The organism is Vibrio sp. AND4 (assembly GCF_000171815.1).
Lineage (GTDB): Bacteria > Pseudomonadota > Gammaproteobacteria > Enterobacterales > Vibrionaceae > Vibrio.
Genome location: NZ_ABGR01000003.1, coordinates 1 through 14,611, shown reverse-complemented (window position 1 = coordinate 14,611; position 14,611 = coordinate 1). Strand labels below are relative to the sequence as shown.

Sequence of the window (14,611 nt, the reverse complement as noted above, 5' to 3'; positions counted from 1 at the left end):
CTGTGAATTGGTGTAAGGGTGTTATTTTTTGTTTTTATATAACCACATTTAATTTGTTGGTTTTTATGATTTGAATCAATGGTTTTAATATTATCTCAACAATCAATGTGTTTAAAGTGAGTGAATGAGGGAGCTAATTAGGCGAGGGAAGGTGTAATTAGGTTGTGTTTTTATTAGCGTTTTGATTGCTTGCTCAATGAGGTGGCATGAAATGGTAAAGCAAGGGCATCGACACAAAAAAGCCCCGACAAAGCGGGGCCTTTAAAATTATTTGATTTTAGAAAATCAAATGAGCGACGCCAGCGATAACAGGAAGCGTGATCAGCGTACGCAGTATGAAAATAATGAACAACTCTAGAATGTTGACAGGAATCTTACTGCCTAGAAGCAGTGCTCCTACTTCTGACATATAGATTAGCTGTGTTACAGACATCGCTGCAATTACGAAGCGGGTCATCTCGTTATCGATAGACGCGGCTAGAATCGCTGGGATGAACATATCTGCAAAACCAACAACGATGGTTTGAGACGCTGCGGCAGCTTCTGGAATATGCAATAGTTCTAGGTAAGGAATAAATGGCTGGCCCAGGATTTCGAATAATGATGTGTATTCTGCAATTACCAGTGCCACAGTACCTAAACCCATTACCACTGGCAGTACGCCGAATACCATATCGATGGCATTATGTATGCCTTCTTTAAATACCGATTTTACAGAAGTCACTTGGCCAGCGCGTTTTAGTGCCAGCTCCATACCCCATGAGAAAGTCGTGTGACCTACTGGTACTGCACCAGCATCTTTATTTGGCTCACTACCATCGATGTAGTGGTCTTTCTTTAGGCTTAACGGGGGAAGGCGCGGAATGATGATCGCAGCAACAATTCCCGCTAGACAGATAGCCCCGTAGAAAGGCAGAAACAGATGTTCTAACTGAACTTGCGCGATGACAACCAAACTAAAGGTGATAGAGACTGCGGAGAAAGTGGTACCTACGACAGCTGCTTCACGTTGAGTGTAGAAATTATTCTCGTACTGTTTGCTGGTCAGCAAAATACCCACACTTCCGTCACCTAACCAAGAAGCCATACAGTCGATCGCACTGCGACCTGGCAGGTTAAATACTGGGCGCATTACTTTACTTAACAGTGCACCGAATAGCTCCAGAAGGCCAAAGTTAAGCAGTAAGGGCAGAAGTAAACCAGCAAAGATGAATACGGCAAAGAGTGTAGGCAGAAGACCGGTCAAAACAAGGCCACCGGTGTTTTCTTCCCAAATCGCTTCAGGGCCAATTTGGAAAAAAGTCATTATGACCGCTGCCCCGCCAATAAGACGGACCAAAAGCCACAATGGCGATGGATTAAATAGACCATTCAAGAAGCTGTTACGCAGGATTGCCGCAGGTTTGAACATTTTACAAAGCAAAGAAGCAACGGCCATGAAAGCAATGATAGCGGTAACGATAGCAATCAAGGTATCGCCAAGAACAGCAGGGATAACTTTTGCCATTACTGCAACAGGAATGGTTAGACCGCCGTCGTAAGAGATGGGTGCCATGAAGAGGAGAAGGCCAATTAGAGATGGGATGAAGAACATCCAGAAATTGCCCTTGGGTGCTTCAGCAGCATTGGTGTTGTTGTGCATTTTTTATCTCGTGTACTATTTTTTGTCTCGTGTTACTACCAGTCAATAAGTGCCATATTTGATGACATAAATATTCACTAAAAACATTTATTTAATCATAGCGTGCGGAGCGTACCTGTAAATTGCGCTTTTTGCAATACTATTCATTAAATACATCTAGTTATTCAGCCATTTTTACGGTTAATTGAATAAAAGTTAGTTCGTTGTATATATAAAAGTTATTTATGTTAGACAATTGTATCATAACAAGCAGCTCTTGCAGAGTGATGGGCTATACAGTGTGACAGAAGTAATAGAAAACTTAGTAAATGTGATTCTTATCAGGTTGAGCTGTCATTTCCGTCTATCGTTTAAAGCAGAGAGACAAGCCGAGGGAGAAAAGAAAAAAGCGCTCCGAAAACGGCGCAAACCGTCAGACAAAAACTAGATTTGCTGAACATGATTAAGGAGAAATAAGTAACACCAGTATGCGATCGCCATGATAAAAGCCAAGCATGCAGGGAAGATCAATGCGTACAGTTCAAACACGTTAAACAGACCAGCACCTACAGAGCCACCGAGTAAGAATCCAAATAAGATAAATAAGAATAATTTGGCCTTGCGTCGGTCGAATGGACGACCACGCAAACTTTCGCCAATCATGATACCTAAATCGGTAATAATACCTGTCATGTGTGTTGTACGCACGACAGCACCACTGAAGGTAGTGATCATCGCATTCTGCAAACCGCTGGCTGCAGAAGCAAGATACTGACCATATGCGCTACTTTGTAACAAAAAAACTAAGCCTAACAGCAACAAACAGCCTTCGATACAAAGAGCAATACCGTAGCGGCGACCAAGTTTAAGGGCACTACTTTCGATAAAAAATCCGCTGAACGCAGAACCAATCAAAAAGCTAAATACAATAAGGAGCAGGTGGAGGCTTGAGTCTGCACCTGTGAATAAGCTATTCCCTAGTTGAGTTACGGTTCCGGAAAGATGTGTTATTGCCTGGTGTTGAAAGCTTAAAAGGCCGATGGCATTGACACTACCAGCAAGGAGAGCAAGCAGAAACGCACCATATTCAACCCAACGAGGAAGCCTGGAAATCACAATACAACCCTATAAATGTAAGGTGCAGATTATAGCGCCAATGCTACCGATCAGAAGCCTTTTGCTTACGACTTGATTGATCACTCTCAAGAAAATTTCAGTTTTTTTGAATGGTAAATGAGTAATAAGATGAATAAGGTGAGTTTCTGTAATGGTTTGTCGGGATTTACGTTAAACCATGTGCTGCATTGTGCAATCGAAACTCACCCAGCCCCTCTTTTTTTGTTCGTAGACAGAAACCGTTGGTTCAGAGAATTCTTTGTTGTTAAATAATCCAATTGGAATGATGGTGTCATCTGGTGCGATAGATAGAGATAGGCGCATGGTCGTGCCGCAAGCGGGGCAGAAATCATATTGAATATGATTGCCCGATTCGGTAACACGGGTGTAACTGGTGACATCACCATCTAGGGTGATTTGCTCTTTATGAAATCGAGCTTGAACACCGAATACACTTCCCGTTCGTTTTTGGCATTCAAAACAGCGATAAATAGAGGTGCGAATAGGCTCCGCGGTGCAACGAAGTTGGACTAGGCCACACGCACATTCGCAGGTATGGGTAATTTTTAGCATTGTCGTTACCTATTGGTTGCCTATTAAAGAGTTTAGTTTATTTTTGAAACACTTGCGCCGAAATGAACGGTCAAGCGTGAGACCCTCGTGGGTTCACTGGTATATACTTTGAACCTAGATTAGAAATCAACAAACAAGGAAGTCTCAATGACTCGTAATCGAATCCTACCTATTCCACTTATTCTTTTGATCCCAATCGTTCTGTTATTGGTGGTGGTCATTGCTGGCATATACCGTTTCAGCCTTCCTGATGAAGAGATCATGGCGAAATTTCCTCAAGCACGGGCTCAATCTAATCCAATCTTAGCGGAAGTTCTCGGCATTCAGTCACGAAACCCTTGGACTGTTCAAGTGCCTGAGCAGAGTGCCGTCACTTTCCTTGAAGAGTGGGACAAAGAGCACGGTTTTTTGAAAGGTCGCTACGACGCAGGTGCTACTAAGGGAGAGGTGCTGGTTCCAACCGAATTTATTGACAAGCGTGATATCAGCGGTGTTCCGTGGATTGTTGCTCCAATGATTGTCACAACACAGGGTTCGGAGGCCTTTTATTACATCGGTTTGTTTAAATATGATGCAGTGCCAAGTAGAGTCATATTATTGAACAGTGTTTTCATTGGAGATCGGATCAAAATATCTGCCCTGAAGTGGGAAAGTAATACTCATATTTCTCTCTCGTACTTTCGACATAGCAAAAACCAAACGAACATGGATCAGCCAAATCTATTGAATTCGAATACGCTTAAGCGGGTAGGTAATCACTTACATATGCAACAAAAATGATTTTTTTTGACATCTGTAAAAAATAAGTGTTTTCTGCGCGAGATCTCGTAATTTACTAGTGATTTCTTATTCGGGAATGCATAAGCTATGAACCTTGTTATGAAGGAGATAGTAATTCCCGTGTCTACAAATGAAATTACAACAAGACGGTTGTCGAATCTGACCAGTCGTAAAGCACTATTGTTGTACTCCTTACCAATATTAGTTGCGATTGGTGTTACCAACTCTCTCAAAGAGTCTTCCCTTACCAAAACCGTCGCATTGAACCTGCCAGAATCGCGGGTTGTCGAAGATATTCTTGATGCAAAAACAGCAAAAGTTATCACTCCTCCCAATTTTGAATACCGTATCCAAGCTGGTGATAATCTCAGTACCATCTTCAGTCAATTGGGCCTAGGTTACAGCTCATTGATGAAAGTAATGGAAACGGATTTGAACTTTCTTGCCCTTGATACCCTGAAACCCGGCAACACGCTGCGTTTTTGGCGTGATGAGTCAACAGGCGAGCTGGAAAAAATGGAGCTGCAATTTTCTGCTGCTGATAAAGTGGTTTATCGTCGTAACAACGATGGTGCTTACGATTTCTCCGATATATCAATCCCTGGTGTTTGGAAGCAAGAGCCATTGGTGGGTGTGATTCGAGGCAGTTTCTCATCATCAGCAAATCGCTTAGGTTTGAGCTCAGCGGAAATCAGTCAAGTGGTTAACCTACTTAAAGAGCAAGTTAACTTCGTGAAAGATTTACATGCAGGTGACCGATTTGAAGTGGTTCGTCGAACTCAAAGTATTGATGGCGTGCCAACTGGAAAGAACGAAATAGAAGCGATTAAGATTTATAACCGTGGTCGTAAGATTACCGCTTATCTTCATACTGATGGTCAATTCTATAACGCGAAAGGTGAGAGCCTACAGAGAGCCTTTCAACGCTATCCTGTTAGCCGAGGCTGGCGCATTAGTTCTGGATTCAACCCTAAACGTCTTCATCCTGTAACGGGCCGAGTCGCCCCACATAACGGTACGGACTGGGCAGTTCCTATTGGAACACCTGTGGAAGCGACGGGTGATGGCACCGTGATCATGACTCGTAAACATCCGTATGCGGGTAATTATGTGGTGATTGAGCATGGTAGTAAGTACAAAACACGTTACTTGCACCTGAGCAAGATTTTAGTGAAAAAAGGTCAGAAGGTTTCTCGTGGTCAACGTATTGGCTTATCGGGTAAGACTGGTCGTGTAACAGGCCCGCATCTTCACTACGAATTGATTGAATATGGGCGTCCGGTGAACGCGATGCGAGCTAAGATTCCGATGGCAAGTTCAGTGCCTAGGAAGGAAATGGCGAGATTTGTTGCGAACCGTAACGAAATGGACAAGATTCTGAAAGACAAAGAAAAAACAGTGCTATAAAATGCTCAAAAGACCAAACGTTGTTTGGTCTTTTTTATGCGCTCTTCACTTGTTTTTTGTTGATGATGTGAATGAGTTCATCGACACTGTGTGGCCTTGAATAAAGATAGCCTTGTATGTGGTGGCACCCCATTTCTAGTAGCTTTTGCATCGCTCGGTCATCTTCAACTCCTTCTGCAATTAAATCTACTTCTAGCAGCTGCGCTAATTGGGCGATAAGCAAGACTACTTGCTCTGACTTTTTATTCGCAAGCATATTACGAACAAAAGTGGCGTCAATTTTTATGCTGTCAATCGGGTAGTTATGAATGTAGTTCAAACTAGAATACCCCGTACCGAAATCATCAAGTGCAACTTTGAAGCCGAGATAACGAAGCGAGTTTAGAACCATCTGCTCACGTCCGCTTTGCGACAACAGTACGGTTTCAGTCAGCTCAATAACAAAGTCTTTTGCTTGATGATGATATTTTTCTAAGACAAGAGCTAAGAAGTTTACGTAACGGTTTGAATCAGTCAGTTCGTGTGCTGAACAGTTGATTGAAAGTTTGACCTTGTAACCTAGTTGTTTTTCAAGTGTTTGCTTGGCTAGGCAAGCGAGCTCAATAATGCGTTCTCCTAACTTGATGATCAATCCAGATTGTTCAGCCGCTTCAATAAACTCTGCAGGTGAAATATTGCCATAGATTTTGTTATTCCAACGCGCAAGAATTTCGAAGTAATCCCAGCGATCGCCAGTCGTATCAACAATGGGTTGCGCTACAACGTATAATTCTTCGTTCTCATCAATACTCAATCGCAGCTGTTCTCTTAGTGCTTCAATTAACTGTGTCTGGCGATGGTATAAGGCACTTAAATGGGTGTCATAATGCTGGATTCGTGTGTCACTGTATTTCTTACAGTCCTTGAGCGCTAAACTTGCATTCAGAATTAAATCATCACTGTTGAGCATATGAATGGGGGCACGAGCGATGCCAATACTGACGGTAAACGAAATTCGATTCGATTTATCTGAATAACCAACTTCAATTTTACTGAGAATTTCCTGACAAATGATTACAGGGTCTTCGTCATAAGTAATGAAAGCAAACTCATCTCCGGCAACACGAAACGCGTTATTGGGTGAAGTTAAGCTTTGTTGAATTGCGTTTGCAGTGAACTTAATGATTTGATCGCCGATGTAATTACCGTTGATATCGTTAATCGACTTGAAATTATCAATATCAAGATAAGCAAGACTAAAAGGTCGAGTTGCTTGTTGAGTTAGAGCTTCCAGCGTATCACCCAGACAACTTCGATTGAGCAGGCCTGTTAAATTATCATGTGAAACTTCATAACTGAGCTGGTTAAGAAGTTTGTCAGAGCGTTCACTTATCCATTTTTCTCTTAAACTATGAATGATGACGTTTGCGTAGAAACGATGGTGGAAGATAACTTTTTCCGCCTCTGCTGCATTTATTGAGTGAGTAAACGTTGAAACCAATATGCCCAAGACTTCTCCAGTATGGGTTTTCAAAGGAAGTCCAATGTAGGCTTGTATGCCGACATCTTGTAACATCCGGTCTTCAGGAAAGAGCTTGTACACTTCGTTCTGAAAGAAAATGAGTTCGCCAATATCTTGCGCGACGTGCTCACACGGTGTGCCGTCTAATCCGTAACTCAGGCAATCTGCGACAGCGCCGCCATTCGAATGAGAAAGCGTCGTCGCACAATGTTTTAGGTGGGCTATCTCAACCACACACGTGCAGTAGCTTTGAAATTGCTTGTGAAGTTCTAGTGTTACCCTGTCTAGCAATGCACTGCCATTGAGCTTTAAAACCTCATCAAGCAATTGAATACTTTTTTTTTCATGATTCATCAAATACTTCACCCGATGTTGAATTTATCCATACCGTGCAGTTGCGAATCTCTAACACGCTCTTGTTCAATTAGTAGATATGCATAGTGTTAACTATTGTTTATTTCGTGTGATTTTTCAAATTGTGAACGCTTGGGAGTGGTACTTTTCAACTTTAAGTGATAAAAGTCGCTTTAAATGATAAAAGTATTATTGGAACTCCTTTTTTTATATCACCCTCGAGAAAGTGAAAGCTTGACTATGAATACACCCGCATTTGAGCGCATCAGTCGTGTCTTAGCTTATATCCATGCGAACCTCAGTTCTGCACTATCGTTAGAAGATATTGCGAAGCAAAGCTGTTGGTCTCGATGGCAGCTGCAAAGAGTGTTCCAAGCCGAAACCGGCCTCACCGTTGCAAACTATGTGAGAGAACTCAAGTTAAGCAAAGCGGCTGAGGAATTGTTGGATAGCAAAGAACGCGTGATTGATATCGCGCTTGCGCTCGGATTCAACTCAGAAATCAGCTTTAGTCGCTCTTTTAAGCAAATGTTTGGTTCAAGCCCTAGTCAGTATCGAAAAGCAGGCAAAAGATCGGGACTTAGAAAGCCGATACAAGTCTCAGATACGATGAGCGTGGCTGATAATGGCTCACTCAGTTTTGTTGAGGTACGCATTGATGAGCGAGAGTCATTTCTTATCAAAGGCATCACGTCTGAAATCAGCGGTTTGTTTTCGCTGACACAAGATTTTGCGCAGAAAGTTCCTCAGTTATGGTCTCGTTTAGAGGAAGAGGTAACGCTTGCAAAGGAGAGTGGCTATCAATTTGTTGGTGTTGTCGATCTCACTCAAGCTTGCTTTGATGGCACGAATATCTGCTATTGGGCTGGGATTGAACTGAATGACGATATCTCAATGCCGCAATTACCGAGCATCATCTCTGCTCAACTAGAGGTATTGAGCATTCCAAAACAAACCTACGCCGTGGTCAAACACTGTGGTCCTATAAAAAACCTTCGACATACACTGAGTTGGTTTGTACTCAACTGGCTGCCAAGTTCCGGTTATAGAGGCGTCGATGGTTATGAGCTTGAGGTCTACCCATCGGGCTATCAAACGGATGCCGTTGATGCGGTGATGGAATACTGGGTTCCCATTATTAGACCATAGTTATTAATTAAGCATCACTCCTACAAAGTCTTCTATTCCATTCCGGTTAATTGAGCTTTCAATCATCAATTGACCTAATTCTGCTAAAAATAGGCCAAATTATTATTCAATTTGCACCAAATTGTTAATTATCCAATTCAAAGATACATACAATGCAAATGAGATTTATTATTATTTGTAGTAAGCATTGGTGCCGAGGAAATCATGACCACCCACACTCGTTTTAAGTATTCATCATTAACAGTCGCCTTGTTGGCGACATTTTCAGTGCAGGCCTGGGCAGAAGAATCCATTCCAGTGTCAGAATCGACGCTGGAAACAGTCACTGTAATGGGGAAGGCGTATCGTAACACAGCCACTAAGTCGGCACTTGAGCCAGAAGAAACACCACAAGGCATTAGTATTATTGATGGGGAGCAGTTAGAGCAACGAGGTGTTCAATCTTTGAATCAAGCGCTTCGTTATGCTCCGGGTGTGGTCACTGAAAATCGTGGTGGTTCGGTGGCAATGTTTGACTCTTACTTTATTCGTGGCTTTGACACAAATAACGTTAACTACTACGATGGCCTTTCACTTCAATTCTTGACTGGTTGGAATCTACAACCGCAAATTGACCCGATCGCAATGCAGCAAGTTGAGGTCTTTAAAGGGCCTACTTCTGTTTTATATGGGGCAATGCCACCAGGTGGTATGGTGAATATGATCGCGAAAGCGCCACAGACCGATCAGTTGACGAAAGTTGGCGTTGCGTCAGGTTCACGCAATCTAAAAGAAGCGTCTGTCGACACCACGGGTCAGTTTGGTGACAGTGATTTCTCCTATCGTTTGATTGCACTTGCACGCAAACAAGATAGCCAAGTTGATAACGCAGAAGAGGAGCGCTATCTGATTGCGCCCTCAGTGGATTGGCAAGCCACTGACAGCACGTTAATTAACTTTAACCTGTACTACCAAAACGATCCTTCAATGGGCATCAACTCAGCAATGCCACTCGATGTCCTGAAAGCAAGCGATCCGTCTGTTTCTATGGGTGATAAGAATTGGAATATATTGGAACGTGAAGTCTTGATGGTTGGCTACAAAGTTAACCATGAATTCAATGACAATTGGACATTCTTACAGAACGCACGTTATACCGATGCGTCTCTACACCAAAAAAATACGTATCATCTGAGTTACGATCCAAGTACGCCTAACCAGTTAAACCGTGCTTTATACTCTACAGACGAGAGTTTTAAAGGCTTTGTTATCGATAACCAGTTGAGCGGTACTATCGATGTTGGTTCATTAGAACACAACTTACTGCTTGGCGTAGATTACCAAAACATGGATGGTGACGTTAACTACTCATCCTACACTTCGAATGGTGGAGGTTTTAACAGCTTTGACCCGCTCAACCCTAATAATGACTTACTAAACCTCAGTGACGTGAAGAAAGAAAATGAATACCTGGATGATACGACATCAAGTCAATTAGGTTTTTATCTACAAGATCAAGTTCGTTTAGATGCATTGGTACTTATCGCTGGCGCGCGATTTGACCACTACAAGTCAGAGAGTGATTATTACGCTCATGCATCTGATCACAAGCAGCTTACCTATCGTTTGGGTGGTCTGTACCAATTTGACAATGGATTGGCGCCATTCGCAAGTTATGCGACAAGTTTTGAACCAGCGCCGGGCGTTGATAAAGCAGGCAATGAGTTTGATCCAGAGCATGCACAACAAGCTGAAATCGGTGTGAAATACCTTGCTGATGATATGTCGAAAGAAGCAACGCTTTCTTTGTTCCATATTGTTAAGCAAGACATGTTGATGGCAGACCCAACAGACATTTATGGTCCTAAAATTCAATTGGGTGAAGTGGTATCGCAAGGTGCGGAATTGTCAGGACGTTGGTTCGCGACGGAAAACTTCGATATTGCGGCAGCATATACCTATGTTGACATGGAGATCACTAAGGACTCTAGCAATGGGTTGGAAGGTACGACACCAATCTATGTGCCAGAACATACCGCGAATGTATGGGCAAACTATAACGTATTTGACGGTATGTTAGCGGGTTCTCGATTCAGCGCTGGTGCTCGTTACGTTGGTAAAATGCAAATGGATGCGAGCAACACACAAGGTAAAGTACCGTCTTACACAGCCGTTGATTTGTCGATTGGTTATGACTTAGGCGCGGCAAGCGATTCACTATCTGGTGCAACCGCAAACCTAGCCGTGAACAATCTTTTCAATGAAGAATATTACGCGTGTTACGACCAATCGAACTGCTGGTTCGGTGCTGAGCAGTCTGTAGAGCTCAGTGTTAGCTATGAATTTTAACTAGTTAGCGCCCCCGATGTTAAAGCAGCCTTCACTAGGCTGCTTTTTTCGTTTTTCTGGCTCCAACTATTACTGCTTTAGTCGGTGTTTACGTGAGTAAAATTGCAAATTTTGCTGTCAGCCAATATTGGCTAACATGGTTATTAAGGTATCGCTGAACCAAGAAGCTCAGGCTGAATGTGCTTGCAAGCTTACGCGCTACTTTCTAAAATGCGCAGCAAATAGGCTCGCAAATGCTGACTCAAAAGCGTTGTGCGAGAAACCACCCGCTAATCGTTAGGTGAACCAATGCAACAAAATGAATTCGAAGCACTATTGAAAGAAATTGGCCAGATAGAAAGCCTTCCTCAAGCGCTAGAACTATTAAAAGCCTCAAAGGAAGAGGAAGTTGCACAAGCCGCTGAATCATTGACAGGTCAATTCGGTCTTGCTGAAGTTGAAGGTGAAAAACGTATTTACCATATTACGACTCAAGCGGACGAGTCTGGTGAAGAGAAAGAGTTTGTTGAACATGTCATGAACGAGGGCGATCACTTGATCAAATTTGCGGCATGGTTCTTCGAGACTTTCTTTGAGATAAAGCCAAAAGATACTTACAAAGCGGCCGGTAAAACATACCAACAGCCTAAGCGTTAAATTGTAACCTAGTTCACTAAGACAGAGCCTTTTGTTAGTGAACTGACCAGTTAATAATAAAAGCCCCGATGATAAATCGGGGTTTATTGTTCTTAAGCAGACGAGAGTGTCCTGAATTCTGGGTAACGGAACCCTAGATGACACCTTTTCGTGTAGAGGGTCTAAGCCGTTTGGCTTGGAATTTCAACTACGTTGTCGGGTAGGTTATCTAACCCTTTTTCTGCCAAGTACTTTTCTAAGTTGTCAGCACCTCCGACGTATTGGCTATCCAGCCATATCTGAGGTACGGTCACTGGTGTTTTCTCACCTATGATGGCTTTTACTTCTGGGATCATGCGATAGAGTGCTGCGCTGTCTTTTACAACGTCGTGGTATTTGTACTCAACCCCAGCGTCATCGAGAAGTTGTTTCGCTTTTGTGCAGTGGGGGCAAGTCGCTTTACCGTAAACAATGTTACCTTTGAGTTGATCTCGCTTGGTCCACTCTGCAATGACCGATTGCACAAGCACACCGCGGTTAAGTGCTTCCCCTTGGCTGACGACTTTACCTTCGACAACTAGGATAGGGGCATGCCATGCTCCCAGTTTCAGTGGCTCCCACCAGTGAGACAGCCAATCTTTCACTTCTAGCTCGACCGGTACACCATTAAGCTCATTCTCGAATGTGTCTGTAAGAATATCTTTGGTTAATGTGCATTCGCCACATGGGATCTTGACGCTAAATGGGCCCCAACTGCCCCCCCAACGATACAATATAATTTTGACTGGTTGCGTCATACGATGCTCCTCATTATCTTTCCTGAATATATAGAACTTAAAACTCAAACATTTCTTTCAAATTACTTTGTTTTTTGAGCTTCCCAATGAGTAATAAAAGCAATTGAGCCGATAATGATTGTTGCCCCAAGCCATAGCCTGCCGGGTGGCACCCAGCTAAAAACTAACCAACCAGCGAAGACGTTGAGTGGTAACTTAGCGTGATCAAATGGCTGTACAAATGATGCATCTGCTACAGAGTACGCTTTTACAACTGCCCATTGTGCAAGTGCTGTCAGTACTCCGGCGGCGACCAAGACTCCCCAAATATTCCAACCTTGAGGCATCACAAGAGTTGGCGCTGCGAGCAAAATATTAAATGGCGTGATCAGCAGAAGCAGATAAACCACCATAGTTGATGGGGGATCGTTTACCGAAAGTTTCTTGACCATAATGGCATAAGCAGCCCAGAAGAAAGCGGCACCAACAGGCAAAAGGGTTGCCCAAGTAAACGAATCTGACCAAGGTTCTAAGATAATCATTGCGCCCACGAAGCCAGTAAGTGTTGCTACCCAGCGGGCTGTGCCGACTTTCTCTTTAAGAATAATACCCGACCCAATTGTCGCGAATAAAGGGGACGTCATTAATAATGCGATGCCCTGCCAAATGGGAACAGGGTAAGCGAGAGCCCATAACCAGAGTTGGATACCGATTACTGCTAGGAAGATGCGTAATGCATGCCAGCCAAAATGATTGGTGCGCAGAGATTGGCGTATACCCAGTGTTTGCAGGTAGGGCAAAATCGCGAAAAAAGCTATCGCGTACTGAAAGAGTGCAAATGTCGTGGACGACACACCAAAGTGGATACTTGCTACTTGGGCAAGGCTATTGACTATGGTGAATGCCAAACCTGCGGTCAGCATCCAGGATGCACCTTTAATAGGGTTATGATTCAATTGGACATTTCCGATGTTGAATAATGTCCAAGATCATACGTTCTATTCACCCAGGAGCCAATAAAAAAATGCCCCCGAAAAGGAGGCAATATAACCAAGCCAAAGGATGTACTGAACTAGAGACTCGCTATTAGAACTGGTATTTATTAGAAGTCGTAACGTACGCCCAGACGAAGAGTGTCCTCACCTTCGACGGTTTTGCCCTGTGGATCCTTTTCTTCATCCAATTGGTTCATATAGTAAGAGAGGTAAGTACGGAAGTTGCTGTTCAGTTTGTAGTACCCCACAAGCTCAAAGCCATCGACAGCATCGAATTTTGCCGCACCGTTTGGATCATTTTCTTGGAAAGTGTAAAGACCAGCAAGCGTGAACTTACTTGCTATTTTGTAGCTCGCTACAAGCTCATAAGCGCTAAAGTCTTCAGAATCATTCAGAGAGCCTTGCGAATAGGTACCTGCGAGGTATAAGTTTTCTAGCGAGTAGGCGACACCGCCAAGGATCTGATCTTCTGAGTTATTTTTGTCTACATCGCCACCAGAGTAAGCAAGACCTAAGTCAAGGCCCATTGGCAAGGAGTAGAGACCAGCGATACTGTATTTATCTTGGCTGTCACCAGAGTTAGCTTGGTAAGTTGTTTGAACTTGTAAAGCATCAAATTCGCCGCGGTAAGCAAAAACGCTGTCTTGTTTGTCAGACGATGAGTCGATGACTTGCTGAACACCAGAGAACTCTGTGATATCGGTCATATCAGAGATGATAACAGCCGCCATGTCTTGACGGCCTACAGAGAAGTCGCCCAAATCAGCGCTGACACCAGCGTACATATAACGGTTTTTGAACTCGCTTTTACCTGTTTTTTGTTCAGCCTCGTAAACACCGAATGCTGACAGTCCATTACCGATATCAGTCTTACCTTTAAGGTTTAGACGTGCACGTGACTGATCTTCCATAGTGCCGTCAACTTCAGCGCCGCCTGAGCCAATAAAGTCGCCGCGAAATTCGACACGACCGCCAACTTTTAATTCAGTGCTATCATCTTTGTAAACGGTTGCCGCGAAAGATGGAACCGATACCAATGCCGTTAACACTGCAGTAGTTAGTACTGTCTTTTTCATTTTCTTATTACCCTAGTTGTAATCGATGAGCTGCTTGCTCGATATGTTGATGACGCTAAGGTAAACCGTAAAAATGAAAGATAGATTTCTGTGACGTTATGATTCAATTTCATTTTTATTGCAAATGTATTGGCGCGGGTATTTGAATAGGTCATTGGGTATGGAGTTATTGATCACACGTTTTCAGTTTTAGCTGGTTGACCTTATGCGCTTGAGTAAGTTGCAGGTCATGTTTGTTTAGTCGAAATGTCATGTTTCATTCATCATCGATTTTATAATTCGAACCAGAATGACAGCGGCGAAGTACTTGGCTTAGACAG

Annotated in this window: 12 protein-coding genes; 5 read left to right on the top strand and 7 right to left on the bottom strand. The window is 43.2% G+C overall.

Annotation, left to right across the window (positions count from 1 at the left end; all coding sequences use genetic code 11):
* Positions 1-277 precede the first annotated feature (277 nt).
* From AND4_RS05335 to AND4_RS05325, 3 genes are all read right to left on the bottom strand, one after another.
* A complete protein-coding gene (locus tag AND4_RS05335; protein WP_009841890.1) occupies positions 278-1,642 on the bottom strand; it encodes a YjiH family protein in 1,365 nt (454 codons plus the stop codon).
* Between the two features lie 423 nt (positions 1,643-2,065).
* The gene (locus AND4_RS05330; RefSeq protein ID WP_009841889.1) at positions 2,066-2,737 is read right to left on the bottom strand and encodes a YoaK family protein; all 672 of its coding nucleotides are present in this window, start codon (positions 2,735-2,737) and stop codon (positions 2,066-2,068) included.
* Positions 2,738-2,908: 171 nt separating this feature from the next.
* Positions 2,909-3,310, bottom strand: a complete 402-nt coding sequence (locus AND4_RS05325) for a GFA family protein (RefSeq protein ID WP_009841888.1) — start codon at positions 3,308-3,310, stop codon at positions 2,909-2,911.
* 147 nt (positions 3,311-3,457) lie between these two features.
* Between AND4_RS05325 and AND4_RS05320 the strand changes: the two genes are divergently transcribed.
* Both AND4_RS05320 and AND4_RS05315 read left to right on the top strand, forming a co-directional pair.
* Positions 3,458-4,090 carry a hypothetical protein gene (locus tag AND4_RS05320; RefSeq protein ID WP_009841887.1) on the top strand — a complete coding sequence of 211 codons (633 nt, stop codon included), beginning with the start codon at positions 3,458-3,460 and terminating at the stop codon, positions 4,088-4,090.
* A 120-nt stretch (positions 4,091-4,210) separates the two neighbouring features.
* The gene (locus AND4_RS05315) at positions 4,211-5,497 is read left to right on the top strand and encodes a peptidoglycan DD-metalloendopeptidase family protein (RefSeq protein ID WP_009841886.1); all 1,287 of its coding nucleotides are present in this window, start codon (positions 4,211-4,213) and stop codon (positions 5,495-5,497) included.
* Positions 5,498-5,531: 34 nt separating this feature from the next.
* Here the strand turns inward: AND4_RS05315 and AND4_RS05310 are convergent, their stop codons facing one another.
* Positions 5,532-7,352, bottom strand: coding sequence for a bifunctional diguanylate cyclase/phosphodiesterase (locus AND4_RS05310; protein ID WP_009841885.1), 1,821 nt, complete (start codon positions 7,350-7,352; stop codon positions 5,532-5,534).
* Positions 7,353-7,592: 240 nt separating this feature from the next.
* On the opposite strand from AND4_RS05310, the gene AND4_RS05305 reads away from it, so the two are divergent.
* The 3 genes from AND4_RS05305 to AND4_RS05295 all read left to right on the top strand — a co-directional run bounded on the left by AND4_RS05305 (position 7,593) and on the right by AND4_RS05295 (position 11,465).
* Complete coding sequence (locus tag AND4_RS05305) at positions 7,593-8,501, top strand: AraC family transcriptional regulator (protein ID WP_009841884.1); 909 nt, start codon at positions 7,593-7,595, stop codon at positions 8,499-8,501.
* Positions 8,502-8,705: 204 nt separating this feature from the next.
* Positions 8,706-10,829, top strand: coding sequence for a TonB-dependent siderophore receptor (locus AND4_RS05300; RefSeq protein WP_009841883.1), 2,124 nt, complete (start codon positions 8,706-8,708; stop codon positions 10,827-10,829).
* Between the two features lie 288 nt (positions 10,830-11,117).
* The gene (locus AND4_RS05295) at positions 11,118-11,465 is read left to right on the top strand and encodes a hypothetical protein (protein WP_009841882.1); all 348 of its coding nucleotides are present in this window, start codon (positions 11,118-11,120) and stop codon (positions 11,463-11,465) included.
* A 161-nt stretch (positions 11,466-11,626) separates the two neighbouring features.
* On the opposite strand, the gene AND4_RS05290 is transcribed toward AND4_RS05295, so the two are convergent.
* From AND4_RS05290 to AND4_RS05280, 3 genes are all read right to left on the bottom strand, one after another.
* Entirely contained in the window at positions 11,627-12,241 is a 615-nt protein-coding gene (locus tag AND4_RS05290) for a glutaredoxin (RefSeq protein WP_009841881.1), read from the bottom strand.
* 62 nt (positions 12,242-12,303) lie between these two features.
* On the bottom strand, positions 12,304-13,143 hold the full coding sequence (locus tag AND4_RS05285; RefSeq protein ID WP_009841880.1) for a DMT family transporter: 840 nt from the start codon (positions 13,141-13,143) through the stop codon (positions 12,304-12,306).
* A gap of 179 nt (positions 13,144-13,322) precedes the next feature.
* The gene (locus tag AND4_RS05280) at positions 13,323-14,291 is read right to left on the bottom strand and encodes a porin (RefSeq protein ID WP_009841879.1); all 969 of its coding nucleotides are present in this window, start codon (positions 14,289-14,291) and stop codon (positions 13,323-13,325) included.
* Positions 14,292-14,611 lie beyond the last annotated feature (320 nt).

What these genes read in the sequence shown, in the direction of transcription:
- AND4_RS05295 (WP_009841882.1), top strand. Translation starts at nt 11,118, where the DNA reads ATGCAACAAAATGAATTCGAAGCACTATTGAAAGAAATTGGCCAGATA.
- AND4_RS05280 (WP_009841879.1), bottom strand. Translation starts at nt 14,291, where the DNA reads ATGAAAAAGACAGTACTAACTACTGCAGTGTTAACGGCATTGGTATCG.
- AND4_RS05300 (WP_009841883.1), top strand. Translation starts at nt 8,706, where the DNA reads ATGACCACCCACACTCGTTTTAAGTATTCATCATTAACAGTCGCCTTG.
- AND4_RS05285 (WP_009841880.1), bottom strand. Translation starts at nt 13,143, where the DNA reads ATGCTGACCGCAGGTTTGGCATTCACCATAGTCAATAGCCTTGCCCAA.
- AND4_RS05335 (WP_009841890.1), bottom strand. Translation starts at nt 1,642, where the DNA reads ATGCACAACAACACCAATGCTGCTGAAGCACCCAAGGGCAATTTCTGG.
- AND4_RS05310 (WP_009841885.1), bottom strand. Translation starts at nt 7,352, where the DNA reads ATGAATCATGAAAAAAAAAGTATTCAATTGCTTGATGAGGTTTTAAAG.
- AND4_RS05325 (WP_009841888.1), bottom strand. Translation starts at nt 3,310, where the DNA reads ATGCTAAAAATTACCCATACCTGCGAATGTGCGTGTGGCCTAGTCCAA.
- AND4_RS05290 (WP_009841881.1), bottom strand. Translation starts at nt 12,241, where the DNA reads ATGACGCAACCAGTCAAAATTATATTGTATCGTTGGGGGGGCAGTTGG.
- AND4_RS05320 (WP_009841887.1), top strand. Translation starts at nt 3,458, where the DNA reads ATGACTCGTAATCGAATCCTACCTATTCCACTTATTCTTTTGATCCCA.
- AND4_RS05305 (WP_009841884.1), top strand. Translation starts at nt 7,593, where the DNA reads ATGAATACACCCGCATTTGAGCGCATCAGTCGTGTCTTAGCTTATATC.